This window comes from Cryobacterium sp. Hz9, from assembly GCF_004402825.1.
GTDB lineage: Bacteria > Actinomycetota > Actinomycetes > Actinomycetales > Microbacteriaceae > Cryobacterium > Cryobacterium gelidum.
This window is the reverse complement of sequence record NZ_SOFC01000014.1, coordinates 57847-81570: the sequence shown is the minus strand read 5'-3', so window position 1 is coordinate 81570 and position 23724 is coordinate 57847. Positions and strand designations below refer to the sequence as shown.

The window sequence follows — 23724 nt, the reverse complement described above, 5'->3', positions numbered from 1 at the left end:
CGGTAGCGGCCGGGTTTGGGCCGCGAAGCACCGCCGTGCCCGACGGGGGCTAAACCTTGAGCATCCAGTCGTCGGCATCGTCGGGGTCCGCGCCGGTGTCGTCGTTTAGCTGCGTGCGAATTGGCAGCGTGATGGCGCCGGTAAGCGGATCGATCACGGTCGCCTCGTCGCGGCGGTGCCGCAGCACGTCCTGCACATAGCTCGTCACGGCTTCGGCGAGCGGAATGTCCCGCGACTGGTTCTGCGCCATAAACCAGCGGTGATCGAGCAGCTGGTGAAACACCTGTGCCCGCTCGAGCTTGCCTCGTAGATCTTCGGGAATTGCCCGCACCACCGGCTCGAACACCCGCACGAGCCACTCGTGCGCCACCATCTCCTCGTCGGCACCGGGGTCGCCGTAGGCCGCGCGGTAGGAGTCGAGGTCGTTCAGCAGCCGGCGTGCCTGGTTCTCTTCGGCGTCGAGCCCGGTCATGCGCAGCAGCCGACGCTGATGATGCCCGGCATCGACGACCTTCGGCTGAATGTGCACCTTGCTGCCAGCGCTGTCGGTCTTGATCGCGAGTTCCTCGATATCGAAGCCGAGGTCGTTGAGACGTTCCACCCGTTGCGTGATGCGCCAACGCTCCGAGTTCGAGAACGATTCCGAGCCGGTGAGTTCCTTCCAGAGCAGGCGGTAGGCGGCGACGATACCGTTACTGACCCGAATCGGGTCGAGCTCGTCGGCAACGCGGCCGCCGGCTTCAAGGTCCATGAGTTCGCCGGCGATGTTGACCCGGGCAATCTCGAGGTCGTTCTCGCGCTGCCCGTTCGAGAGCCCGCCGGAGTACAACTGCCCGGTTTCGGCATCGACGAGATAGGCGGCGAACGCGCCGGCGTCGCGCCGGAACAGCGTGTTCGAGAGTGAGACGTCGCCCCAGAAGAACCCAATCATATGCAGCCGCACCAGGAGCACAGCGAGAGCGTCGACCAGCCGGGTGGCCGTGTCCGGGCGCAGGGCATGCGAATACAGGGCGCGGTAGGGGAGGGAGAACTTCAGGTGACGGGTGACCAGAACCGAATTGAGCGGATCGAGCTCGGCATCCGTTCTGTTCGTGATCACGGCGACCGGCTCGACGCAGGGAATTTCGAGGTTGGCCAGGGTGCGGAGCATGTCGTATTCGCGCGAGGCCATCTCGCTCGTGGTCTCCTTGATGGCGACCACCCGCCCGCTCAGGTGCGCGAACCGCACGAGGTGGCGGGAGATGCCCTTGGGCAGCGAGGCGATGTTCTCGTTCGGCCAGGCATCGAGGGGCAACTGCCACGGCAGGTCGAGTAGGGCCGGGTCGGCCGTGGCCGCGATGATGTTGAGGGAACCGCTCATAATTTGACCCTAACTGACGAGAAAACGGCTGGAGGAAGCGAATCCCTCCAGCCGTTCAGAAAACCGATTAGTCGGTGACGGCGCCGCCGAGGCGCAGGCCGGTTTCGGCGTCGAACACGTGCAGGTGATTCGGCGTGGCCGTGAGGTAGACGGTCTCGCCGGCGTTCGGGTGTGAGCGGCCGTCGACGCGAGCGACGATGTCGGTGCGCTTGCCCTCGATCGTGGAGTGACCGTAGAGGTAGCCGTCGGCGCCGAGTTCTTCGACCAGGTCGACCTCGATCTGCAGGCCGTCGCCGGCGGTGGACGACATCTGGATGTCCTCCGGACGGATTCCCACGGTGACCTTCTTGCCGGTTGAGCTGGCGAGTGTCTCGCGCTGCACGGGCACGGTCGCGGTGCCGAACTTGATGCCGCCGTCAACGGTGTCCGCGAGGAACAGGTTCATCGCGGGGCTGCCGATGAAGCCGGCCACGAACACGTTCTGCGGCTTCGCGTACAGGTCCCGGGGCGAACCGACCTGCTGCAGGATGCCATCCTTCAGCACCGCAATCCGGTCACCCATGGTGAGCGCCTCGGTCTGGTCGTGGGTCACGTAGACGGTCGTGACGCCGAGGCGGCGCTGCAGCGAAGCGATCTGCGTACGCGTCTGCACGCGCAGCTTGGCGTCGAGGTTCGAGAGCGGCTCATCCATCAAGAACACCTGCGGCTGGCGCACGATCGCGCGGCCCATGGCAACGCGCTGACGCTGACCACCGGAGAGCGCCTTCGGCTTGCGGCTGAGGTACGGCTCCAGGTCGAGCAGCTTGGCTGCTTCGAGCACGCGGGCGGCACGCTCGTCCTTGTTGATGCCGGCGATCTTGAGCGCGAAGCCCATGTTCTCGGCGACGGTCATGTGCGGGTACAGCGCGTAGTTCTGAAAGACCATGGCGATGTCGCGGTCCTTCGGCGGCACGTCGGTCACATTGCGCTCACCGATGAGAATATTGCCGTCGTTGACCTCTTCGAGGCCGGCAAGCATCCGCAGGGAGGTGGACTTTCCGCAGCCGGACGGGCCGACCAAAACCAGGAATTCGCCATCGGCGACCTGAAGGTCGAGCTGGTCAACAGCCGGTCGGGTGGAACCCGGGTAGAGCCGGGTTGCCTTGTCAAAGGTCACTGAAGCCATGATTACTCCTTCACCGGCAGGAACGTGCCGGACGATCCGTTGTGAATAGGATTTATGCGTCGTTTGCCGACCGGAGTCAGTACCCGACCGCCCTATTATTACACGACGGGTGCCCGGCTTGGTCGTCAGCGTGCCCCCCGTTTGGTCGTTTCACAGTCAGGGCATCTACTATTTCATGGGCGCGTTCATGCGCGCCTCCACTTCTCGAAAGCGATTTTTTATGCCTATTGGCGGACCCAGCGACAGTAGCCCTTCCAGGAGCCGCCGGCGCGACGCCGCCCGGGTGAAGGCCAAGGAGCTTCGAGTCAGCCAAAAGAAGAAGGACCGCCGCAACAAGGTCTTTCTGCAGGGCGGCATGGCAATCGCTGCCGTCGCCATTGTCGTTCTGGTCGCCCTTGTTATTGTGAACTCGATCAAACCGGCCGGTCCCGGCCCCAAAAATATGGCCAGTGACGGTGCGCTCATCGGCGAGGGTTTGGTCACCGCCCGAACGCCCGCGCTGCAGCCCGACGCCAATCCGCGGCCGTCCGAAGCTGATCCCACCGGTGCCGTCGCGAACATCCGCCTGTACGTCGACTACCTGTGTCCGCTCTGCGCCGACTTCGAAGACGCCAACACCGAGCAGATCGCCCAGTGGGTTGACTCCGGTGCGGCGACTGTTGAAATCCACCCGATCGCCATTCTTGCGAACAAGTCCGCCGGCACCAAGTACTCCCTGCGGGCTGCGAACGCGTCGGCCTGCGTTGCCAACTATTCGCCCGACGATTTCTTTGCCTTCAGCTCCGCCCTGTTCGTTGATCAGCCGAAGGAGACCTCGCCCGGCCGCAGCAACGACGAGCTCAAGAATGTCGTTACGGATTCCGGCGTGAGCGAAGCGCTGTCCAGCATCAACTCCTGCATCGACGACGGCACGTACGAGTCGTGGGTCGAGGCAGCCACCGACCGCTCGACTGCCGGCCCGATCCCCAACTCCTCGATTGAGTCCATCATCGGAACGCCCACCATCCTGGTCAATGGCAAACCGTACACCGGCTCGTTCGACGACCCGAAGGAGTTCGCGTCCTTCGTGCAGCAGGCCCTCGGCGAGACCTACTCCACGTCGACGTCGACGCCGAGGCCCACCCCCGCGACGCCGGCCCCGTAGCTGGCACCGGTAGCTCGCTGAAGCGGATGCGCCGCCTCGTGCCGCGCGCATCCGCGCCGCCGGCGCCGGTGGCGGCGAGGGCTTGGAAATGATTTAGGATGGTCTCCTGAGGCCCGCGTGCCTCATGCCGGCCTGGCGCAATTGGTAGCGCACCACTCTTGTAAAGTGGGGGTTACGGGTTCAAGTCCCGTGGCCGGCCCCACGACCCCCTGCTCCCGAACGGAATCCAGGGGGTTTCTCTCTGCCCGCGTCCTGGCATCCGCTTGATGCGCGGGTGTTCGCTGCACACGTGGGCCGGTTCCGAACACGTGCCGTCTAACCACCATCGAAAACGGGCGCGGGCTGCCCAGCGGGTCCGAGACGTAGACTGAAGGCTGGGATTGTACGAGCGGCTGCCCGCTCACGCGCGGGGGCGCGCAATGAGAGGACGCACACGCATGAGCCTGATCCGGCTGAACGACGTCAGTATTCGCTTGGAGAACACACAGATTCTGCGCGAAGCGTTCTTTCGTCTCGAACCCGGCGACCGCGTCGGTCTGATCGGCAAGAACGGCTCCGGCAAGTCCACCATTCTCAAACTCATCCTCGATCAGGTCTCGCCCGACACCGGTGAGGTCACCCTCGACGAGGGAATCACCGTCGGCTACTTCTCCCAGTTCTCCGAGCTCAATGGCGAGCTGACCATTACCGAGGTACTCGACGCGCTGTTCGTGGCCGTGAAGGCAGTCGAGGCCGAACTCGCCGCAATCGACGCGGCGATTGCCCTCGATTCCTCGGCCAGCGTCGAGCTGGACCGGCTGATCAGTCGCCAGGGCGAGCTATTCGAAGAGATGGACCGGCTCGACGGTTGGGATTACAAACGCCACATCGACACCGCCCTGACCACCCTCGGATTCAACGAGGCACACCGAGTCTGTGCCATCGATGAGCTTTCCGGCGGTTGGCGCAACCGTGCAGCCCTGGCCAAGATCGTGCTCGAGGCCCCCGACGTGCTGCTGCTCGACGAGCCCACCAACTATCTCGACGTGGCCGGCGTCGAGTGGCTCGAAGCCTGGTTCAAGAGCTTCAAGGGCGCTGCCATCGTCGTCTCGCACGACCGCAAGTTTCTCGACGCCGTCGTCACCCGCATCATCGAGGTTGAGAACTTTCACCTGCACGAATATCCCGGCAACTTCGGTGAATACATCGTGCAGAAGCAGTTTCGGCTCAAGACCCTCGAGGCGCAGTTTGTGCACGAATCCGAGCTGCTCGCCTTCGAAGCCGAGGGCATCGCCGACCGCCGCGAGGCCGCCAAAGCCGAGAGCCGCCAGCTCGGCAACCAGCTCGCGCACATCAAGAAGTCGCGGACGCCGCGCCCGGTCGACCAGATCATCACCGAGATCTACGGAAACCTGCACGTGAAGGATGTGCTCTGCCGGGTCGACGGCCTCGCCAAGAGCTACGGCGACAAGGTGTTGTTCGCGAACCTCAGCTTTGAGGTTCGGCGTGGCAACCGCATCGTCGTGCTCGGCAGTAACGGCAGCGGCAAAACCACCCTGCTGCGCGTGCTCACGGGCGAGGAGACGGCCGACCACGGCGACGTAGCCTGGGCCAGTGGCGCCGGCGTCGTCTCGTACAACCAGATCCTCGCCGAACTCGACGAGAGCGACACCGTGAGTCACGCCGTCAACGCCATGCCCGGCAGCCTCGCCCTCACCGCGACCAAGAAATCGGTCAACCGCTTTTTGACCATGTTCCAGTTCAGCGAGGCCGACCTGAAACAGAAGATCGGCAACCTGTCAGGCGGCCAGCGCGCCCGCGTCGCCATGGCCCAGTGCCTGCTCTCCGGCGCCTCGGTGCTGTTGCTCGACGAACCGACCAATCACCTCGACATGTCGAGCACCCAGGTGATGGAACGCGCACTCGTGCACTTCCCGGGCGCCGTCGTGGTCGTCAGCCACGACCGTTTCTTCACCGACAAGATCGCCAATCGTCGCCTCGTCTTCGGCAGAGAGGGAGCCGCCCCCGGCGAAATCGAAATGCGCGCCGCGTAGCGGCCGCGCCCTGGCGACTACCCCGAGTGGGCTGGGCGCAGGCTGGCCTGCCCGGCGCACGAGAGAACTGCGCCCTCGCCAAAGCCCCAGCAGCCCAGCACAAGCCCGGGCTGTACATACCGTAGCCCGGGGAGCCCGCCAGCAACCCCTGTCGACGCGCCGAGCACGGCTGTCTCGTAGTATTACCACGTGACCCAGCCCCGAGCACGCACCCGCACGGATGCGTCGGCCGCGCTCGCGGCATCCGCGGCCCCGGTCTGGCTGGCCCTCATCGTCTCGGTGTTGATCGGCGCGCTGTACGCCGTGCAATCACGGGTGAACGGCGAACTCGGGCATCAAATCGGCAACGGATTCACCGCCGCCGTCATCTCCTTCGGCTCCGGCCTGATCATTCTCAGCCTCGGCCTGATCGTGTTCCGCCGTGGACGCCGCGGCCTTCAGCTCGTCGCGCGCGCTGTCTCGGCGAAACACCTGTCCTGGTGGCACCTGTCCGGCGGACTGGCCGGCGCACTGTTCGTGCTGTCGCAGGGCCTCGTCGCCGCGCCGCTGGGCATCGCCCTGTTCACCGTCGCGGTTGTGGCCGGCCAGACCGTGAGCGGCGTGCTGATGGACCGCTTCGGTATCGGCCCGGGCGGGCGCCGGCCGCTGCACGCATCCAAAATCGTCGGTGCGCTGCTCGCCCTGATTGCCGTCGCCGTCACCGTGAGCGGCGAACTGCGCGGCAGCGATGCGCTCTGGTTGCTCGGGCTGCCGCTGATCGCCGGCATCGGCCAGGGCTGGCAGCAGGCCGTCAACGGCCAGGTGCGGGTCACCGCGCAGAGCGCGCTGACGGCGACCTTTCTGAACTTTCTCACCGGGACCATCGCCCTCGTGCTCGCCGCGCTCGTGCAGGGCCTGCTGGTCGGTTTCGCGCTCGACCTGCCCGGCAACCCGTGGCTCTATACCGGCGGTCTCATTGGCTGTATCTTCATCGCCGGGGCCGCGCTCGTCGTGCGCACCACGGGGGTGCTCATGCTCGGCTTGTGCATCGTGGCGGGCCAGCTGGTCTGCGCCCTCGCGCTGGATCTGCTCGCCCCAACGCCGGGGCATCCACTCGGCTTGACGACCATTGGCGGCACCGCGCTCGCCCTTGTGGCCGTCGTCATCGCCGCGGTGCGCTGGCGCCACCCCGGCCACGCCCGCCCGTAAGACCCGCGCCAGCCTACAGAACCCCGAGAAACTCCCCGGGATCGATCGACAGCCGCACACCAGGCTTGCAGTCCGCCGGAATGCCGCCGACATACAGCCACCCGAGCAGCTCTTCATCGTCGGCGAGGGCGTGCAGCGTGCGCACGGCTTTGGTGCGCACGAGGGACCCGGTGCGCCACATCGCACCCCAGCCGGCGTCGTCGAGGAGCAGCGTGAGCAGGTGCGCGACGCCCGCAGCGGCGGCATCCTGTTCCCAGTGGGCAACTTTGTCGCTCACCCGCCGCGACGCGACGACGGCAATCAGCAGCGGCGCTCGCAGCGGCTTGCCGGCCAGTTTGATGGCCTCAGTACCGTCACAAGCGGATGCCGCCACAAACGCTGCTCCCAGCCGCTCCCGCGCGTAGCCGCGCAATTCGATCAGGCGCCATGGCCGTAGTGCGCCATGATCGGCCACCCGCGCCGCGGCCGCCACCAGGGGTAGCAGCTCGGCCCGAGTAGGTGCCAGCGCCGTCACTTTGGAGTAGCTGCGCCGGCAATTGACGGCCTGGAAGACCAAAGAGGTGGCAACATCCGTTGTTGGGGGAGGCTGGCTCACCGCTTTACTCGGCGGGCGTGAAATTGAGCGAGATCGAGTTCATGCAGTAGCGATCGCCGGTCGGGGTGCCGAATCCGTCGGGAAAAACGTGGCCCAGGTGCGAGCCGCAGTTCGCGCAACGCACCTCGGTGCGCACGCTGCCGAGCGAGCGATCTTCGAGAAGTTCGACCGCTTCGGGCCGCACGGACTCGTAGAAGCTCGGCCAGCCACAGTCGGAATCAAACTTGGTGCCACTCTGGAACAGCTCCGCGTTGCAGGCGCCGCAGGTGTACACGCCAGCCCTTCTCTCGTCGAGCAGCTTGCCCGTTCCGGGGCGCTCAGTGCCGGCCTCGCGCAGCACAGCAAATTTTTCGTCGCCCAGTTCGGAGCGCCACTCGCTGTTCGACTTCTTGATTGCGTAGTCCATGGTGGACGTCCTTTCATTCCAGCCGCGCGGATACGGATGATATCTACCCAGCCTAAACTCGTGCGGCCCCGCGTGCATTTCGACAGCGGCCGTTTCGTAGCGTTTGCACGGCGCTCACTCCACACCGTGCGACCGCCACGCAGTCCTCGGCTGCGGCGTGCCGGGCGTGCCGGGGCAACATGCAGCCGCTCCCAAATAGGATGAACCTGGCGGATAAGCCGTAAAACCTGTCTGGGGAGTGATACACCAATGAGTGAGCGAACACCCGCCGCTGCCCCCAGCGCCACCGCCCCGGCGCAATTGAGCGAGCGTGATCAAGCCGTGCTCGCCTTTGAACGGCAATGGTGGCGGCACGTCGGTGCGAAGGAAGAGGCGATCCGCGCCACCTTCGGCCTCTCGGCTGCCCGGTACTATCAACTGTTGGGGGCACTGGTCGATTCACCGCTGGCCCTTGCCTTTGACCCGATGCTGGTCAACCGGCTGCAGCGCATGCGTTCCGTGCGATCCGAAGCACGCGCCAGACGGTCCATGCCCGCACAGGACTAGGCACTTACCGCTTTCAGCCCGCAAACCGGCTTAGCTCGATTCCGGTCCGGCAGCCCCAACAAGGATTCAACCACCATGGCGCGAAAATTTGCGAAAGACCGTTTCGACACACACACGCATGCCCTCGACCGCGTGGGGGCCCACCGTGCCCCCGGCAGGAAGGGCCGCGGCTGGATCGCGTTCTGGTGGGCGCTCGGCGCCACCGTTCTGCTGATCGCGGTGGGCGTCGCCGGCATTTTCGCCATCAATAATCGCCTTAACTTTTCCGACATTCCCGGGCTGGCGTCATCTGGTTCGACCCCGCCCCCCACCGAGACCGTCATTCCCACCGCCGAAGCGACCGTCGATCCGGCGCTGACCGTGAACGTGCTGAACGGATCCGCGATCAATGGTGTCGCAGCATCCGTCAGTGACACCCTCACTGCCGCCGGCTGGGCCGTCAGCGCCACCGGCAATGCCGATACCGACACCGAACCGACCAGCGTGATCTACTACACCGACGCGAGCCAGGAAGGCGCTGCCCGCGGCATCGCCGCCTCGCTGCCGGGCGCGAAGATCGTCGTCTCAACCAGCTTCGTCGATTCGGGCGCGGCCCTGACCGTCGTCGTTGGCAACGACTACGTGTTCCCCGCGAGCTGACCCTGACTCGAATCTGCAGACGTAGTGGTCAAAATCTGATCCGTCAAGCCCCTGTCTTTTCACCGCGATTTCAGTAATGTCTGGTTTTGGTCACACATTTTGTTCGGGCAATACCCGCCCGGATCAAGGACGCTCGCCCAAGATAACTTGCACCAGTAGGTAACTTGCAACAGAAGACTTGCTCTCGGGGATTTGCTGCTCGCACAGAATGAACGCAGTCTCTGCGGCAGGGCCCGGAACAGCCAATGGGCGGTTGCCGTCGAAATTGAGCAAGGAGTAACACATGGCGAACGGAACCGTTAAATGGTTTAACGCTGAAAAGGGTTTCGGCTTCATCACTGTCGACGGGGGAGGCCAAGACGTTTTCGTTCACTACTCCGCCATCGACATGAGCGGATACAAGGTTCTCGAAGAAGGCCAGCAGGTCGTCTTTGAGGTTGGTGCCGGAGCAAAGGGCCCGCAGGCCGAATCGGTTCGACCGGCCTGACAAACCCTACGTTCGGGGTCTGTCCCCCGCGCTGACGCCGCCCGCTGCAACGGGCGGCATTAGTGTGTAACGGTGATTTCAAAAAATACGGCATGCTTCGCCCGGCTGGGCCGTCCCGTTGGTCTTCTCGTATTCCTCGTGCCGGCAATGCTGTTGAGCGGATGCACGGGAAGTAGCGCGACGCCGTCCACCACGCCAACGGCCGGCGTGTGGACATCGAGCAACTCAGCTCCGGCCACCGCAGAGATGGCGCCCTTGACCGGACTCAGTGTTCCGGCCGGGACCTCAGCGCGCTCCGCGCTCGCCGTCAAAATCGACAACCACAGCGCCGCTCGGCCACAGGTTGGGATCGATCGCACCGACCTCGTGTTCGAAGAATTAGTCGAGGGCGGCATCACCCGGTACGTCGCGCTCTGGCAGTCCAGCATCCCCGACGAGGTCGGCCCGGTACGATCGATCCGCCCGATGGACCCCGACATCATCGCGCCGTTCGGGGGCCTCGTGGCCTTTTCGGGCGGGCAGCAACGGTTCGTCGACGCCATGGACGCAACCGGTCAGATCAGCGCCATCTTCGACTACGACACGACCGGCCTGTTCTCCCGTTCGACGGCCACCGCGGCCCCGCACAACGTCATCCTTGCCGCCGCAGAATTCGCCAACCGCAACGCGACCGTCGCCCCGCCCGTGCAGCAGTACGCCTACGCGGCCACACTCGACGGTGCATCCGCTGTCGTAGACGGCACCCCGATTTCGGTGATCAACACCCGGTTTTCGCACTCGAGTGCCCGCAGCTGGACCTGGAGTGCCGCCACCGGCGCCTACCTGCGCGCCCAGGACGGCGCACCCGACCTCAGCGTCGACGGCGCCCAGCTCAAAGCCACCAACGTGGTTGTGCTGCGCGTGAACGTCACGGTCGATCAGGGCATCCCCAAAACGGAGCTCATCGCCTCGGGTGAGGCGTCGATATCGACCGGCGGAAAAACGCTCGCGGCTACCTGGAGCAAAAACCTCCAGACCGCACCGATCCGCCTCGTCGACGGCCACGGAGTGACAATTCGGCTGGCACCGGGCAATACCTGGTTTCAGCTCGTGCCCAACGGCACCGGCTCGGCCGACCTCGTTCCCTGACCGGCTGAAGCCAGCCGCGCGCCACCCCGGATGCTCGCTTGCACTCTCGACCCCAGAGTGCCAGAATCGATTTAGCACTCTCGTCATCTGAGTGCTAATCCCATCATCGTTTAGAACGTCCGGGAGGGACGAGTTACACATATGGCAAAAATCATTGCATTCAATGAAGAGGCCCGTCGTGGGCTTGAACGCGGCCTGAACATTCTCGCCGACACCGTCAAGGTCACCCTCGGCCCGCGCGGCCGCAACGTCGTTCTGGAGAAGAAGTGGGGCGCCCCCACGATCACCAATGACGGTGTGTCCATCGCCAAGGAGATCGAGCTCGACGACCCGTACGAGAAGATCGGTGCGGAACTCGTCAAAGAGGTCGCCAAGAAGACGGATGACGTAGCCGGCGACGGCACGACCACCGCAACCGTCCTCGCCCAGGCTCTGGTTCGCGAAGGCCTGCGCAACGTCGCAGCCGGCGCCGACCCGATCAGCCTCAAGCGCGGCATCGAGAAGGCCACGGCAGCTGTCATCGCCGAGCTCATCGCCAGCGCCAAGGAGATCGAAACCAAGGAAGAGATCGCCGCTACCGCGTCCATCTCCGCCGGAGACACCGAAATCGGCGCGATCATCGCCGAGGCCATCGACAAGGTCGGCAAGGAAGGTGTCGTCACCGTTGAGGAGTCGAACACCTTCGGAACCGAGCTCGAGCTCACCGAAGGTATGCGCTTCGACAAGGGCTTCCTGTCGGCGTACTTCGTCACGGACCCCGACCGTCAGGAAGCGGTCTTCGAAGACCCCTACATCCTGATCGTCAACTCCAAGGTCTCCAACATCAAGGACCTGCTCCCCATCGTGGACAAGGTCATCCAGACCGGCAAGCAGCTCCTCATCATTGCGGAAGACGTCGACGGTGAGGCCCTGGCCACGCTCGTCGTGAACAAGATCCGTGGCATCTTCAAGTCCGTCGCCGTCAAGGCCCCGGGCTTCGGAGACCGTCGCAAGGCTCAGCTGCAGGACATCGCCATCCTCACCGGTGGACAGGTCATCTCGGAAGAGGTCGGCCTCAAGCTCGAAAACGTCACGCTCGACCTGCTTGGTAACGCCCGCAAGGTCGTCATCACCAAGGACGAGACCACGATCGTTGAGGGTGCCGGCGACGTCGAAGCCATCGCGGGTCGCGTCTCGCAGATCCGTGCCGAGATCGAGAACACCGACAGCGACTACGACCGCGAGAAGCTCCAGGAGCGCCTCGCCAAGCTTGCTGGCGGCGTCGCTGTCATCAAGGCCGGAGCCGCTACGGAGGTTGAGCTCAAGGAGCGCAAGCACCGCATCGAAGACGCCGTGCGTAACGCTAAGGCTGCCGTCGAAGAGGGCATCGTCGCCGGTGGTGGCGTTGCGCTCATCCAGGCCGGCAAGACCGCATTCGAGAGCAAGGCAGTCCTTGACCTCGTCGGCGACGAGGCAACGGGCGCGAACATCGTGCGCGTCGCCATCGATGCTCCGCTCAAGCAGATCGCGCTCAACGCGGGCATGGAGCCCGGCGTTGTCGCCGACAAGGTGCGCAACCTGCCCGTCGGATGGGGCCTCAACGCCGCCACCGGCGAGTACGTCGACATGATCGCTGCCGGAATCAATGACCCGGTGAAGGTCACCCGCTCCGCGCTGCTCAACGCCGCGTCGATTGCCGGACTGTTCCTCACCACCGAGGCCGTCGTTGCCGACAAGCCCGAGAAGAACTCGGCTCCGGCCGGCGACCCCTCGGGTGGCATGGACTTCTAAGTCCCGCCGCTAGCAACACCATAAAAGTGGGCGTCTCCCTTTGGGAGGCGCCCACTTTTATGCGTTTCCCACCGCTGATCGGTAAGCCGTGAGGCACTTCTCACGGCAAAAACGGCTCAGTGCTCCCGACCTCGGTGCTCCCGCCCTCGTGCTCACGGCGCGGTAATTGACTCGCCCGCCCTAGCGCGCGAACAGGCGCGTGTTGGCCTGCTCGGTCTCCGCATACTGCTGCCCGGCCATGCTCAAGGCTTGGTTGAGCAGGGTCAGGCTCTCCTCCAGCTGCTGGTGCATGGCCCGCCACTCGGCGAACGCCCCCTGAAAAGCCGTGGAGGCTTGGCCGGTCCAGAAGCCTTCCAGACTCGTGAGCTGGGCATTGAGATCGCCGACATCTGCCTGGACCCGCGCAATGGTGCCGCGTGCGGTACTTGCAGTGCTTTGCACCGCATCGCTGTCGACCTGGAAGCTCGTCATGGTGTGCCCTTCTCCTACATAACAGTGTGGTTAGTGACTGTGAGCGTAGAAGACGGGCGGGCGGCAGTCATTCGCCGAGCACGATCTGTGAGCGGATGCCGGCGTCTCCGGCCGGGGGAGGACCCGCCGTGAAGCCGCTACGGGATGACGGGCGCGACGTGCTGCGGCGCGCTCGGAGTGCCGGCCAGGGGGAGCGAGACGCGGAAAGTGGCTCCGCCGCCCGGGGTGTCGACGACGTCGACGGTACCGTTATGGCTCGCGACGATCGCGGCGACGATGGCCAGTCCCAGGCCGCTGCCCCCAGTTTCGCGAGCGCGGGAGGAGTCGGCACGCCAGAAGCGCTGAAAGATGTTCTCTCTGATTTGCGGCGGGATGCCCTCACCGTGGTCGATCACGGCGATGGACGCCCGCTGGGTGTGTGAGTCGACAGTGACTTCGAGTTCGATCGGGCTGTCCGGGGCAGTGAATCGCATCGCATTGCCCATCAGGTTGGTGATGACCTGGCGGATCTTGTTCTCTTCGGCCATGACGATGGGCGGCGGGTGCGACTCGCCCCGCAGCTCGGTCGTGCTGTTGACCTCGGGCAGTACCACGGCGCCCCGACGCGGCCTGCGGGTGCGCAGCCGGGCCAGGGTGGCCCCGGCGAAGGCGATGGCCCCGGTCGGCGGACCGGTTCCCGACGGCCTGGTGATCGTCCCCGTGGTGACGCTCTCCGACGCGTCATATGCTGCAACCTCACCGGAGTCGCCGTCGAGGTTTACGTCATGATCGGGATCGCTATCCAGCGGATCCAGCACCGTAGACGGGGCCAATACCGAGACCTGGCGGCCGGGCGAGCTCGCCATAGCGTCGAGCGCGGCGTCGCGGGCCAGCGGAACCAGGTCGACCGGGGTCAGGGCCAGCGGCTTGGTCTCGTCGAGACGGGCCAGTTCGAGCAGGTCTTCAACCAGCCCACCCATGCGAATGGCCTCCTTTTCGATGCGTTCCATGGCCTGAGCGACATCGTCGGGAGTCTGGAGAGCGCCCATGCGGTAGAGCTCGGCGTAGCCGCGCACCGAGACGAGGGGCGTGCGCAACTCGTGGCTCGCATCGCCCACGAAGCGACGCATCTGGTCGATGGTGCGTGCCCGATCTTTGAAGGCCCGGTCGATGCGGCTGAGCATGATGTTGAGGGAACGATTGAGGCGACCGACCTCGGTGTTCGGAGTAGCGCCGCCCAGGCGCTGGCTGAAGTCGCCGTCGGCGATCGCTGCGGCAGTCTGCTCCGCCTCGCGCAATGGTACGAAGGTTGTCGTGACGAGCACGCGGGTGAGCAAGGCTCCGATCAGCACGACCCCGGCGCCGAAACCCAGAAAAATCGTGAGGTACGTGGCCATGGTGTTCTCGGTCGGTCGCAACGACACCGCCATGACCAGGGTTCCGTAGGTGCCGGTCGGGCTGATCACCACGGGAACCATGATGGAGTGAAACTCGGTGTCGTGGGCGGCGTTCCACAGGGTCTGGATCTGCCCGTCGAGTTGCGTCACCCGGCTCAGATCGAGCGGCATGCCCACCACCGGCAGCTCCGCGTGGCCGCGTTCCTGCCAGGTGCGGGTGATCAGGTCACCATCCTGGTCGTACAACGCCACAAAGTAGTCCGAGGCGACGCCCTCGGTGTCTCCCTGCGAAAACACGGTCGACGAGTAACCGCTGAGCGCCGTCTGCGTGTCCACCTGCAGCTGTGTATCGACCTGGGTCACCACGTACTGCTTGAGCATTGCCATGGTGCCGATGCCGGAAACGAGCAGACCGAGCGTAAGCATCAGCACCGTGACACCGGTGATCTTTGAACGGAGGGAGATGCTGCTCCACCGCTTGGACAGGGTTTCATGCATGAGGGCTTTAGTCTACGAAAGCTCTCTGTGACTACGCCTTGGCGGCCTTGAGCATGTAGCCGAAGCCACGCTTGGTCTGGATGAGTGGTTCGCTCGAGTGCACATCGACCTTGCGGCGCAGGTAGGAGATGTAGCTCTCCACGATGCCGGCGTCACCGTTGAAGTCGTACTCCCAGACGTGGTCGAGAATCTGTGCCTTTGACAGCACCCGGTTGGGATTGAGCATGAGGTAACGCAGCAGTTTAAACTCGGTGGGGCTCAGTTCGATGGCCTCGGTGCCCACCAAAACCTCGTGGGTGTCCTGGTCCATGGTGAGTTCGCCGGCACGGATCACGGCGTCTTCGTCGGCGTGCATGGTGCGACGCAGGATGGCCTTGATCCGCGCGACGATCTCGTCGAGGCTGAACGGCTTGGTCACATAGTCGTCGCCGCCGACCGTGAGGCCGGTGATCTTGTCTTCCGTGTCGTCTTTTGCGGTGAGGAAGAGAATCGGTGCGGTGTAGCCGGCCGAACGCAGGCGCTTGGTCACCCCGAAGCCGTTCATGTCGGGCAGCATGACGTCGAGGATGATGAGATCGGGTTCCTCCTCGAGTACGGCAGAGATAGCCTGTGCACCATTGCCTACGGCGCGCACGGCGAAGCCGGCGAAACGGAGACTGGTGGTGAGGAGGTCGCGGATATTGGGTTCGTCATCGACGATAAGGATGCGGGGGCCATCGGTCATGCCCCCAGTATCTGCGCGTTAGCTGGAGCTTTGCTGAGAGTAAACCCGCGTGCTCCGATCGGCGGCGCCCGATCCCGTGCCCGATCCGAATTAGCGCCATGATAGAAGGGAACAGTCGACGTGTTTCGATGGTGAGGACCGCTATGACCCGCACGAGAATCAGCTTCGGCCCGATACTGACGCTGCCCGAAATGGATGCCCCGCGCAGGCTGATCGGCGGCCGCACGTTCGACTTCGATCGCGAGGTGGCCGTGATGGCCATCATCAATCGCACCCCGGACTCGTTCTATGACCGGGGCGCAACGTTCGCGCTTGACGCATCCGTCGCGGCAGCTCATCAGGCCATTGCCGATGGAGCCGACTGGATCGATATTGGCGGGGCTAAGTTCGCGCCCGGCCCGGCGGTGCCGATCGAGCAGGAGATTGATCGGGTGGTGCCGGTGGTCGAAGCGCTGCGCGGCTCGGGCGTCGTCATCTCGGTCGACACCTTCCACCCCGCTGTGGCGGCCGCAAGCCTCGCTGCCGGCGCGCACGTCATCAACGACACGACGGGGGTGCACGATCCGGCGATGGCCGACGTCGTCGCCGACAGCGATGCCACCCTCGTGATCACGCACAGCCTGGCCGCGCCGCGGATGCCCTACCCGGCTCCACACTACGACGACGTCGTTGCCGAGGTGAGCGCCTTTCTGCTGGCCAGGGTCGACCGCGCTGTTGCGCGTGGGGTGCCCCGGGAGAGGATCCTCATCGACCCGGGTCACGACCTCAACAAAACCACCCGGCACTCGCTCGAACTGACCAGGCGGCTCGGCGAGATTACCGGGCTCGGCCTGCCGACCCTGGCCGCCGTCTCCAATAAGGACTTCATCGGGGAGAGCCTCGACCGGCCGCGCGGCGAACGCGTCGAGGGGTCCCTGGCCGCCGCGGTGGTGTGCATCCTGCAGGGCGCCCGCATCGTGCGCATGCACAACGTGCGGGCGGCCGTTGATGCCGTGCGCATGACCGAGGCCATCCTCGGGTTTCGTGAGCCCGCGTACGAGCGACACAACCTCACCTGATGCGTGCCCAGCTGCCCCCACGGGCCCAACTGATCGAACGTTACCGGGTGTCCGATCGGTTGACGCCTCGGGTGCGCGTCAACTTCATCGCGAGCCTGGACGGTGCGGCGACGCACGAGGGGCTCAGTGGCGGCCTGAACAATGCCGACGACAAGATCGTCTTCGACACCCTGCGGTTGCTCACCGATGTGATTCTGGTCGGGGCCGGCACGGTGCGAGCCGAGGGCTATGGGGGGATTCGTTTGTCCGCGGAGGACGACGCCTGGCGGGTGGCACAGGGGCTCGCTGCTCAGCCCTCGCTGGCGATTGTGTCGGGGCGGCTGGATCTTGACCCTGGGCATCCGGTTTTCACCAATGCCGCGACCCGGCCGATCGTGCTGACCCACGCTGCGGCGCCGGCCGACCGGCGGGCCGCGCTCGCCGAGGTGGCCGACCTGATCGACTGCGGCAAGGACGCCATCGACCCGCGCCTCATGGTGGCGGCGCTCGCCGCACGCGGCCTGCCCCAAATCCTCTGTGAGGGCGGGCCGCACCTGTTCGGCGACCTGATCGAGGCCGACTGTGTGCACGAACTCTGCCTGAGCCTGAGCCCGGTGCTGGAGGGCGGCTCCGCCGGGCGTATCAGTGTGGGAGCAACGGCGGCGACGCGCACCATGGAACTGCTGCACGTGCTGCGCGCCGGCGACATGCTGTTCCTGCGCTATGCCCGCCGTTAGGCCGCCCGACCTCGATCATCGAGTCAAACGGCCAGGGGGGCGTTCAGGCTGTGCGTGTCGAGAATCGTGTAGCTGTAGCCCTGTTCGGCAAGAAAGCGTTGGCGGTTCAGTGCGAAGTCCTGGTCGACGGTGTCGCGGGCGACGAGCGTGTAGAAGTTCGCCGACAGACCCGACTCCTTCGGGCGCAGCAGCCGGCCGAGACGTTGGGCCTCCTCCTGGCGCGAGCCGAACGAGCCAGACACTTGGATGGCCACGGTCGCCTCGGGCAGGTCGACCGAGAAGTTCGCGACCTTCGACACGACGAGCACCTTCACGTCGCCCACGCGGAACGCCTGGTACAGCCGTTCGCGTTCGTCGATCGGCGTGGCGCCGGTGAGCTGCGGTGCGTTCAAGACCTCGGCGAGCTCGTCGATCTGGTCGAGGTACTGGCCGATCACGAGGATGCGTTCGCCCTCGTGCTTCTTGATCAGAGCCTGCACCACCCCGAGCTTGGCCGGTGCGGTCGCGGCGAGGCGGTAGCGCTCGTCGTCGGCCGCCGCGGCGTAGCTGAGACGCTCCGACTGCGGCAGGTCGATGCGCACCTCGTAGCAGTTAGCCGGGGAGATGAAGCCCTGGGCTTCGATCTCCTTCCACGGGGCGTCGAACCGTTTCGGGCCGATCAGGCTGAACACGTCGCCCTCACGGCCGTCCTCGCGCACGAGGGTAGCGGTGAGACCGAGGCGGCGGCGGGCCTGCAGCTCAGCAGTGAGCTTGAACACGGGCGCGGGCAACAGGTGCACCTCGTCGTAGATCACCAGTCCCCAGTCCATGGCGTCGAGCAATTCGAGGTGCGCATACTCGCCCTTGCGCTTCGCGGTGAGAATCTGGTACGTAGCAATCGTGACCGGCCTGACCTCTTTCACCTGGCCGGAGTACTCGCCGATCTCCTCCGGTGTCAGCGTGGTGCGCTTGAGCAGCTCGTCGCGCCATTGCCGCGCTGACACGGTGTTGGTCACCAGAATGAGCGTGTTGGTCTTCGCGGTGGCCATGGCGCCGGCACCGACGAGGGTCTTGCCGGCGCCGCAGGGCAGCACCACAACGCCGCTGCCGCCGTCGAAGAAGCTTGCGACGGCCTTGTTCTGATAGTCACGCAGTGCCCAGCCGTCTTCTTTCAGGGCGATCTCGTGGGGGGTGCCGGGCGTGTACCCGGCGAGGTCTTCGGCCGGCCAGCCAAGCTTGACCAGCTCCTGCTTGAGCTGACCACGCGCCCATGGTTCAACCAGATACGATTCCGGTGACGGATGCCCGATCAACAGTGGCGCGATGCGCTTGGCTCCGGCGATTTCGGTGAGAACGGCCTGGTCGCTGCTGTGCAACACCAGAGTGCCCTCAGAGTCACGTTCGATGACGAGGCGGCCGTAGCGACCGACCGTCTCGGTGATGTCCACGCTGACAGTCTGCGGAATGGAGAATTTAGAATATTTCTCGAGCGTCGCGAGCATGTCGGACGCGTCGTGTCCGGCCGCACGGGCATTCCACAGGCCGAGCCGCGTGATGCGATAGGTGTGGATGTGCTCGGGCGCTCGTTCGAGTTCGGCGAAAACGGCGAGGTCGTGACGTGCATCCTCGGCAAGAGGGTGGGCGACTTCGAGCAACACCGTGCGGTCACTTTGGACGATCAGGGGGCCATCAGACATAGCAGTTAATCCTACGCCCGTTGGGAGGGACGACCTGCACCTGCCGCCTGCAACCGAACCGGTCAGGGAGTCGGGGTGATGCTCAGGATGCTCTTGAGCGGCAGGGTGCGCTCAATATCGGCGCGCCGGTCGCGGGCTCGAAAGCGTCCGTTGCTGACGCTGGCCGGTTCGAGGAGATAGTCCACGACCGCACCGCCGGGCATCGCGATGCTGACCAGGATGGTCTGCTTGGCTTTGATGGCGGTGTCGAGCTGGCGGGCGAGCCAGGCATCCGCTACCGAGACGCCGCTGTCCGCGGCGCGCCGTAGCTTTGTGACCAGGTTCAGAGCGGTGTCGACCGTTTGGGCGGGCATGACACGGGCGATCTGGTGTCGGCGCAGGTGCACGATCTCGCCGTGGTCGTCTTCGGCGGCGACCGGGTACCGCGCGTCGCTGAGCGCCCAGAACACGGTGTCGCCGCTGAAGCGGCTGAGCAGATGCTCGCCGTCGCCGGTGCGCACGAGCCCGATCGAGGCCAGGGTCTGGTCGACGGCGATGGTGCCGAGCATCGCCGCATCAGCCGAGGAAACGTAGCTGAGAAAAACGGTGTCGTCGCCGATCGGGCCGGCTGGGGCGCTCGGCCGCCCCGTCAGACTACCCACTCGCACGCGGCCGTACCGTGACGCGGATTCATTGATGAGGTAGTCGACCGGCTGCGGAATGCCGGTGAGCGAGATTGAAGCGAGAAAAGCGAGCAGTGACGCGGCATTCTCGCCCGCGGCCAGGGCGCGATTGACGGATGCCGCGGTGATGCGATAACTCGATGCCAGCTCGCGACTCTCCACGTCGGCCATGCCGCGCAGGCGGGCGTCTATCGAGGGTGCGAGCGGGCCGGGCGCGACGATTGACAGATCGTGCTGAAGGTACACGGCGCCGACTTCCGCCGGTAACGCGGTCGCCATGGTGGCGATAGCCGCCTCGGGGTCGCCGCGAAGCACGCTGGCGCCGGCGGTGCCGGTGGTGTCGTGGGCCATGACACCGAGCAGCTCGGCGTCGCGGGCGAACTCGATCAGCTGGGCCAGCATCCACTCGCCGCCGGCCGGGTAGAGCCAGGCGATGTACGCGGTGAGGCCTTCGCCCCAGAGCAAGCCGGCCTGCAGCGGCAGAATGTCGGCCACGATCGGCGGCAGCGCCGCCCGCCAGGCCGAGACCAGGGCCGCCCAGCGGTCGGTCGTGCGCTCAAGTAGCCAGGCCTCACCGGCTTCGGTTTCCATCCAGTAGCCGTCGGAGCGGGCGAGCAGGTTGGCCCGTGCCGCCAGATCCACAATCGGAGCCACCAGGTCGAGCTCGACCGTCATGATAGCGGCCAGACGTTTGCTGTCGGGCAAGCCGAGTCCACCTCGGCTGAGCTGTCGGGCGGGCTCGCGGCTCAGTTCATTGACCAGCTCGGCGATCGACGACACGACCGCGAAGGCGCGTTCGGCGGCCAGCTGGTCAATGAAGGCAATCTCGGTGTCGGGTATGCCAGCCAGGGTGGCCGGTGGGAGTGTGGTGGCCAGATCTGCCGCACCGGGCAGACTCTGGGCTGGCCATGTCGCCAGGTGGGCGGCGACAGGGTCGTAGGGCAGGCAGCATCCGTTGTTGCCGTCGACAAGCAGGAGGGCGTGCAGGGTGTCGACCCGGCGCACCACATCGGTGAGCACGACCTCGGCCGAGCCCAGTTCGGACAGTCGACTGGTTAGTGCCGTCACGGAGGGCACGGAATTTCTGCTTGTGAGTTGACCGGCGACGGCCAGGACGGCGAGCGTGGAGCGGTCGAGGTGGCTGAGGGCCAGTTGGATATTGTTCGGATCGAGCAGCGCTTCGGCAAGGTCGAAAAAATCCTGGATGCCGTTCGCGCTCACGCCGCGCACCGTGATGACATGCCGCAGCTCGGCGTCGGACAGGGCCCGAAGTCGCGATGCGAGGCCGAGCATTACTCGCGGTCTCGTCGAGCTTCGCGACTGCGGCGAGCTCCCACGGAGACCATGAGAGCGATGATGAGCACGAACCCGGCGGGCAGGCCGTAGAGCGGCAGAATGAAGATCGGCGGCCAGATGCCGCGGCTGAACCCGTCGTTCTCACCCACGCCCAGTGCCGTCGCGATGATCACCGCGACGAACGCAAGAATCGACAGCCCCACCACGCTCGCCACCATGTAGGCGAGAACGCGTTCAAGCCGACTGACGGGCGGTGGAGATTGATTGGTCACACGCTAAGGATACGGGCACGCCGGCGCCGCAACCGAATATGCTTGATTCACACCGCGCGCACTTTTGTGCGACCAAAACTCAGTGAGGTTCAGATGCCCACCGGCAAGGTCAAGTTCTACGACGAGGAGAAAGGCTTTGGCTTCATCACATCCGATGACGGCCAAGAGGTCTTCCTCCACGCTTCCGCCCTGCCCTCCGGCGTCACCGTCAAGGCCGGTGCGAAGCTCGAATTCGGTATCGCCGACGGCAAGCGCGGCGCCCAGGCGCTCTCGGTGCGCGTGATCGAGGCACCACCGAGCCTGAGTAAGTTCAACCGCAAGCCGGCCGACGATATGTCCATCATCGTCGAGGATCTGGTCAAGTTGCTCGACGGTATCGGCACCAACCTCAAGCGTGGGCGTTACCCCGAGAGCAGCCACAGCAAGAAGATCGCGGCGATGCTGCGCAAGGTTGCCGAGGAGCTGGATGCCTGAGGTGCCGGCCGCGCAGGCCACCGACACACAGCCCGGCACACCGACCGACACCACCCTGCTTGCGGCCGTGGATCTGGCCAGGACGGCGCTGCTGGAGATCACGACCGCCGACACCATCGGCGAGGTCATCGGGCACCTGGACGAGGGAGACCTCGTGGTGTCGCTGCTCTTTGACTGCCTGTTGACGGGGTACCCGGGCTGGCGCTGGACTGTCAGCCTTGCGCGGGTCGATGACAGCTCCGATCCGTCGGTTCTCGAAACCGAACTCACGCCCGGCGACGATTCCCTCCTCGCACCCGAGTGGGTGCCGTGGTCGGACCGTCTCGTTGACGACGATATAGCAGCGGACGACGACGATGACGATGACGACGACGACGACGACGATGACGATGATGATGACGAGTCCGAATTGTCCGACGACGACGATGAACCAGACGAGGACTCCGCCGACGACCCTGAGGCGGCGGACGACGACGCGGATGACTCGCTCGACGCCCTGGACGGCATCGACTTCGACGAGGCGCTAGCGGCGGCGGAGCTGAACCCAGGTGAGGCCGCCGAGGCCGAGGCCGACGCCGATCAGAGTGCACCACAGCCCCCAACCCGCTCCCGGCGCGCTCGCCGCCCCTGACGCTGGCGGCGCCGTCCAATGCGCGATGAGGGCGGCGCCGAGGGCGACCAGCCACAGCAGGGTGCCCACGAACAGTGCCTTGCGGGCATCCGTTCTCGCGGGCAGCGGATCGGGCCGACGTTCGCTGTCTTTCAACCAGAGACGCATGATCCGTGCTTCGCCTTCGGTGCTAGTTGCCGAGGTTTTCGACGACGTGCTCGATTGATGCCACGAGCTTTTTGACGTCTTCGGGGTCGATCGCGGTGAAGGTCGCGACACGCAGCTGGTTGCGTCCGAGCTTGCGATACGGCTCGGTGTCGACGATGCCGTTGGCGCGCAGCGTCTTGCTGATGGCGGAGGCATCGATGGCGTCATCGAAGTCGATCGTGACGACGACCTGTGAGCGGTGCGCCGGGTCGGCCACAAACGGGGTCGCATAGTCGACGCTGGCCGCCCAGTCATACAGAACGGATGACGACGCCTGCGTTCGCGCGGACGCCCACGCCAGACCGCCGCTCTGGTTGATCCAGTCGATCTGGTTCTCCATCAGCAGCAGCGTGCTGAGGGCAGGCGTGTTCAGTGTCTGGTTCAGTCGCGAGTTGTCGACGGCGTTTTTGAGGCTGAGGAATTCCGGAATGTACCGGCCGCTCGCATTGATGCGTTCGACCCGCTCGAGGGCAGCGGGGGAGAACAATGCGATCCACAGGCCACCGTCGGAGGCGAGATTTTTCTGCGGGGCGAAATAGTAGACATCCGCTTGGCTCGCATCGAAGTCGATGCCGGCGGCCGCACTCGTGGCGTCGATGACGGTGAGGGCGCCCGTGTCGCCGGCGACCCGGGAAACCGGAGCCATGACGCCGGTCGAGGTCTCGTTCTGGGGCCACGCGTAGACGTCGATACCGTCGCGCACGACGAAGTCGCTGCGTGAACCGGTATCGGCCTTGATCACGTCGGGGGCCTCGAGCCAGGGGGCCGCCGCTGCCTTGGCGAACTTGCCGCCGAACTCGCCGAAGACCAGGTTCTGGGCGCGCTTCTCGATGAGGGAGAAAGCGGCGGCGTCCCAAAAGGCGGTCGAACCACCGTTGCCGAGCACAACTTCATAGCCGTCGGGAATGCGGAAAAGCTCGCCCAGCCCAGCGCGCACGCGAGCGACGAGGTCTTTCACCGGCGCCTGGCGGTGCGAGGTCCCGAGCACTCCGGTTCCGAATCCGAGCAGGTGGTCGAGTTGCTCGCGCCGGATTTTCGAGGGGCCGCAGCCGAATCGTCCGTCGAGGGGGAGCAGATCGGTGGGTATCAGTAGGTCGGCCATACGGCGATTCTAGTTGCCTCGCCCCGGGCGGGTAGGCTTGTGACGCTGTGCGGGCCATTGCCGAGGCCGCCGACGAAGTACCATTCAGTCACGCGATGAACGGTGCGCGCACGAGCCGAAT

General features: G+C 65.3%; 23 protein-coding genes and 1 tRNA gene. 13 read left to right on the top strand and 11 right to left on the bottom strand.

What is annotated here, in order from left to right; all coding sequences use genetic code 11:
• Positions 1 to 49 precede the first annotated feature (49 nt).
• On the bottom strand, positions 50 to 1360 hold the full coding sequence (locus E3N85_RS07195; protein WP_134461384.1) for a DUF4032 domain-containing protein: 1311 nt from the start codon (positions 1358 to 1360) through the stop codon (positions 50 to 52).
• A 67-nt stretch (positions 1361 to 1427) separates the two neighbouring features.
• Positions 1428 to 2525 carry an ABC transporter ATP-binding protein gene (locus E3N85_RS07190; RefSeq protein WP_134461381.1) on the bottom strand — a complete coding sequence of 366 codons (1098 nt, stop codon included), beginning with the start codon at positions 2523 to 2525 and terminating at the stop codon, positions 1428 to 1430.
• Between the two features lie 220 nt (positions 2526 to 2745).
• Here E3N85_RS07190 and E3N85_RS07185 point away from each other — a divergent pair, with 220 nt between their 5' ends.
• The 4 genes from E3N85_RS07185 (at position 2746) to E3N85_RS07170 (ending at position 6890) form a co-directional block, all read left to right on the top strand.
• The gene (locus tag E3N85_RS07185) at positions 2746 to 3669 is read left to right on the top strand and encodes a thioredoxin domain-containing protein (protein ID WP_134461378.1); all 924 of its coding nucleotides are present in this window, start codon (positions 2746 to 2748) and stop codon (positions 3667 to 3669) included.
• Positions 3670 to 3795: 126 nt separating this feature from the next.
• Positions 3796 to 3871 (top strand) — tRNA-Thr (locus E3N85_RS07180).
• Between the two features lie 235 nt (positions 3872 to 4106).
• Complete coding sequence (locus E3N85_RS07175; protein ID WP_134461375.1) at positions 4107 to 5702, top strand: ABC-F family ATP-binding cassette domain-containing protein; 1596 nt, start codon at positions 4107 to 4109, stop codon at positions 5700 to 5702.
• A 189-nt stretch (positions 5703 to 5891) separates the two neighbouring features.
• Positions 5892 to 6890, top strand: a complete 999-nt coding sequence (locus E3N85_RS07170) for a DMT family transporter (RefSeq protein ID WP_134461372.1) — start codon at positions 5892 to 5894, stop codon at positions 6888 to 6890.
• 13 nt (positions 6891 to 6903) lie between these two features.
• Here the strand turns inward: E3N85_RS07170 and E3N85_RS07165 are convergent, their stop codons facing one another.
• Positions 6904 to 7485 carry a nitroreductase family protein gene (locus tag E3N85_RS07165; RefSeq protein ID WP_241978362.1) on the bottom strand — a complete coding sequence of 194 codons (582 nt, stop codon included), beginning with the start codon at positions 7483 to 7485 and terminating at the stop codon, positions 6904 to 6906.
• Between the two features lie 4 nt (positions 7486 to 7489).
• Entirely contained in the window at positions 7490 to 7891 is a 402-nt protein-coding gene (msrB, locus tag E3N85_RS07160) for a peptide-methionine (R)-S-oxide reductase MsrB (protein WP_134461369.1), read from the bottom strand.
• A gap of 249 nt (positions 7892 to 8140) precedes the next feature.
• Here msrB and E3N85_RS07155 point away from each other — a divergent pair, with 249 nt between their 5' ends.
• The 5 genes from E3N85_RS07155 (at position 8141) to groL (ending at position 12461) form a co-directional block, all read left to right on the top strand.
• The gene (locus E3N85_RS07155; RefSeq protein ID WP_134461366.1) at positions 8141 to 8437 is read left to right on the top strand and encodes a DUF3263 domain-containing protein; all 297 of its coding nucleotides are present in this window, start codon (positions 8141 to 8143) and stop codon (positions 8435 to 8437) included.
• A 75-nt stretch (positions 8438 to 8512) separates the two neighbouring features.
• Positions 8513 to 9076: a LytR C-terminal domain-containing protein gene (locus tag E3N85_RS07150; RefSeq protein ID WP_134461363.1), complete on the top strand. Its 564-nt coding sequence runs from the start codon at positions 8513 to 8515 to the stop codon at positions 9074 to 9076.
• A gap of 283 nt (positions 9077 to 9359) precedes the next feature.
• Complete coding sequence (locus tag E3N85_RS07145) at positions 9360 to 9563, top strand: cold-shock protein (protein ID WP_035834941.1); 204 nt, start codon at positions 9360 to 9362, stop codon at positions 9561 to 9563.
• A gap of 72 nt (positions 9564 to 9635) precedes the next feature.
• Positions 9636 to 10691 carry a DUF3048 domain-containing protein gene (locus E3N85_RS07140; protein ID WP_134461360.1) on the top strand — a complete coding sequence of 352 codons (1056 nt, stop codon included), beginning with the start codon at positions 9636 to 9638 and terminating at the stop codon, positions 10689 to 10691.
• Positions 10692 to 10832: 141 nt separating this feature from the next.
• Positions 10833 to 12461 carry a chaperonin GroEL gene (gene groL / locus E3N85_RS07135; protein ID WP_092112469.1) on the top strand — a complete coding sequence of 543 codons (1629 nt, stop codon included), beginning with the start codon at positions 10833 to 10835 and terminating at the stop codon, positions 12459 to 12461.
• Positions 12462 to 12641: 180 nt separating this feature from the next.
• Here groL and E3N85_RS07130 read toward each other — a convergent pair whose 3' ends face one another.
• The 3 genes from E3N85_RS07130 to E3N85_RS07120 form a co-directional block, all read right to left on the bottom strand.
• Positions 12642 to 12932 carry a WXG100 family type VII secretion target gene (locus E3N85_RS07130; RefSeq protein WP_134461357.1) on the bottom strand — a complete coding sequence of 97 codons (291 nt, stop codon included), beginning with the start codon at positions 12930 to 12932 and terminating at the stop codon, positions 12642 to 12644.
• Positions 12933 to 13069: 137 nt separating this feature from the next.
• On the bottom strand, positions 13070 to 14806 hold the full coding sequence (locus E3N85_RS07125) for a HAMP domain-containing sensor histidine kinase (RefSeq protein WP_134461354.1): 1737 nt from the start codon (positions 14804 to 14806) through the stop codon (positions 13070 to 13072).
• Between the two features lie 31 nt (positions 14807 to 14837).
• Positions 14838 to 15530: a response regulator transcription factor gene (locus E3N85_RS07120; RefSeq protein ID WP_092112483.1), complete on the bottom strand. Its 693-nt coding sequence runs from the start codon at positions 15528 to 15530 to the stop codon at positions 14838 to 14840.
• 143 nt (positions 15531 to 15673) lie between these two features.
• Between E3N85_RS07120 and folP the strand changes: the two genes are divergently transcribed.
• Together folP and E3N85_RS07110 are read left to right on the top strand one after the other, a co-directional pair.
• Positions 15674 to 16588: a dihydropteroate synthase gene (folP, locus tag E3N85_RS07115; protein WP_174722469.1), complete on the top strand. Its 915-nt coding sequence runs from the start codon at positions 15674 to 15676 to the stop codon at positions 16586 to 16588.
• Complete coding sequence (locus tag E3N85_RS07110) at positions 16588 to 17304, top strand: pyrimidine reductase family protein (RefSeq protein WP_134461348.1); 717 nt, start codon at positions 16588 to 16590, stop codon at positions 17302 to 17304. The genes folP and E3N85_RS07110 overlap by 1 nt, the downstream gene beginning before the upstream one ends.
• A gap of 23 nt (positions 17305 to 17327) precedes the next feature.
• On the opposite strand, the gene E3N85_RS07105 is transcribed toward E3N85_RS07110, so the two are convergent.
• The 3 genes from E3N85_RS07105 to E3N85_RS07095 form a co-directional block, all read right to left on the bottom strand.
• Positions 17328 to 18980 carry a DNA repair helicase XPB gene (locus tag E3N85_RS07105; protein WP_134461345.1) on the bottom strand — a complete coding sequence of 551 codons (1653 nt, stop codon included), beginning with the start codon at positions 18978 to 18980 and terminating at the stop codon, positions 17328 to 17330.
• 62 nt (positions 18981 to 19042) lie between these two features.
• Positions 19043 to 20935, bottom strand: a complete 1893-nt coding sequence (locus E3N85_RS07100; RefSeq protein WP_134461342.1) for a helicase-associated domain-containing protein — start codon at positions 20933 to 20935, stop codon at positions 19043 to 19045.
• Positions 20935 to 21210, bottom strand: coding sequence for a hypothetical protein (locus E3N85_RS07095; RefSeq protein ID WP_241978361.1), 276 nt, complete (start codon positions 21208 to 21210; stop codon positions 20935 to 20937). The genes E3N85_RS07100 and E3N85_RS07095 overlap by 1 nt, the downstream gene beginning before the upstream one ends.
• Before the next feature lie 93 nt (positions 21211 to 21303).
• Between E3N85_RS07095 and E3N85_RS07090 the strand changes: the two genes are divergently transcribed.
• Together E3N85_RS07090 and E3N85_RS07085 are read left to right on the top strand one after the other, a co-directional pair.
• Positions 21304 to 21684 (top strand): cold-shock protein, encoded by a 381-nt coding sequence (locus tag E3N85_RS07090; RefSeq protein WP_134461339.1) that lies wholly within the window; start codon positions 21304 to 21306, stop codon positions 21682 to 21684.
• The gene (locus E3N85_RS07085) at positions 21677 to 22315 is read left to right on the top strand and encodes a DUF3027 domain-containing protein (protein ID WP_134461336.1); all 639 of its coding nucleotides are present in this window, start codon (positions 21677 to 21679) and stop codon (positions 22313 to 22315) included. Before E3N85_RS07090 ends, E3N85_RS07085 begins: the two co-directional genes overlap by 8 nt.
• A gap of 169 nt (positions 22316 to 22484) precedes the next feature.
• On the opposite strand, the gene serC is transcribed toward E3N85_RS07085, so the two are convergent.
• Entirely contained in the window at positions 22485 to 23603 is a 1119-nt protein-coding gene (gene serC, locus E3N85_RS07075) for a phosphoserine transaminase (protein WP_134461330.1), read from the bottom strand.
• Positions 23604 to 23724 lie beyond the last annotated feature (121 nt).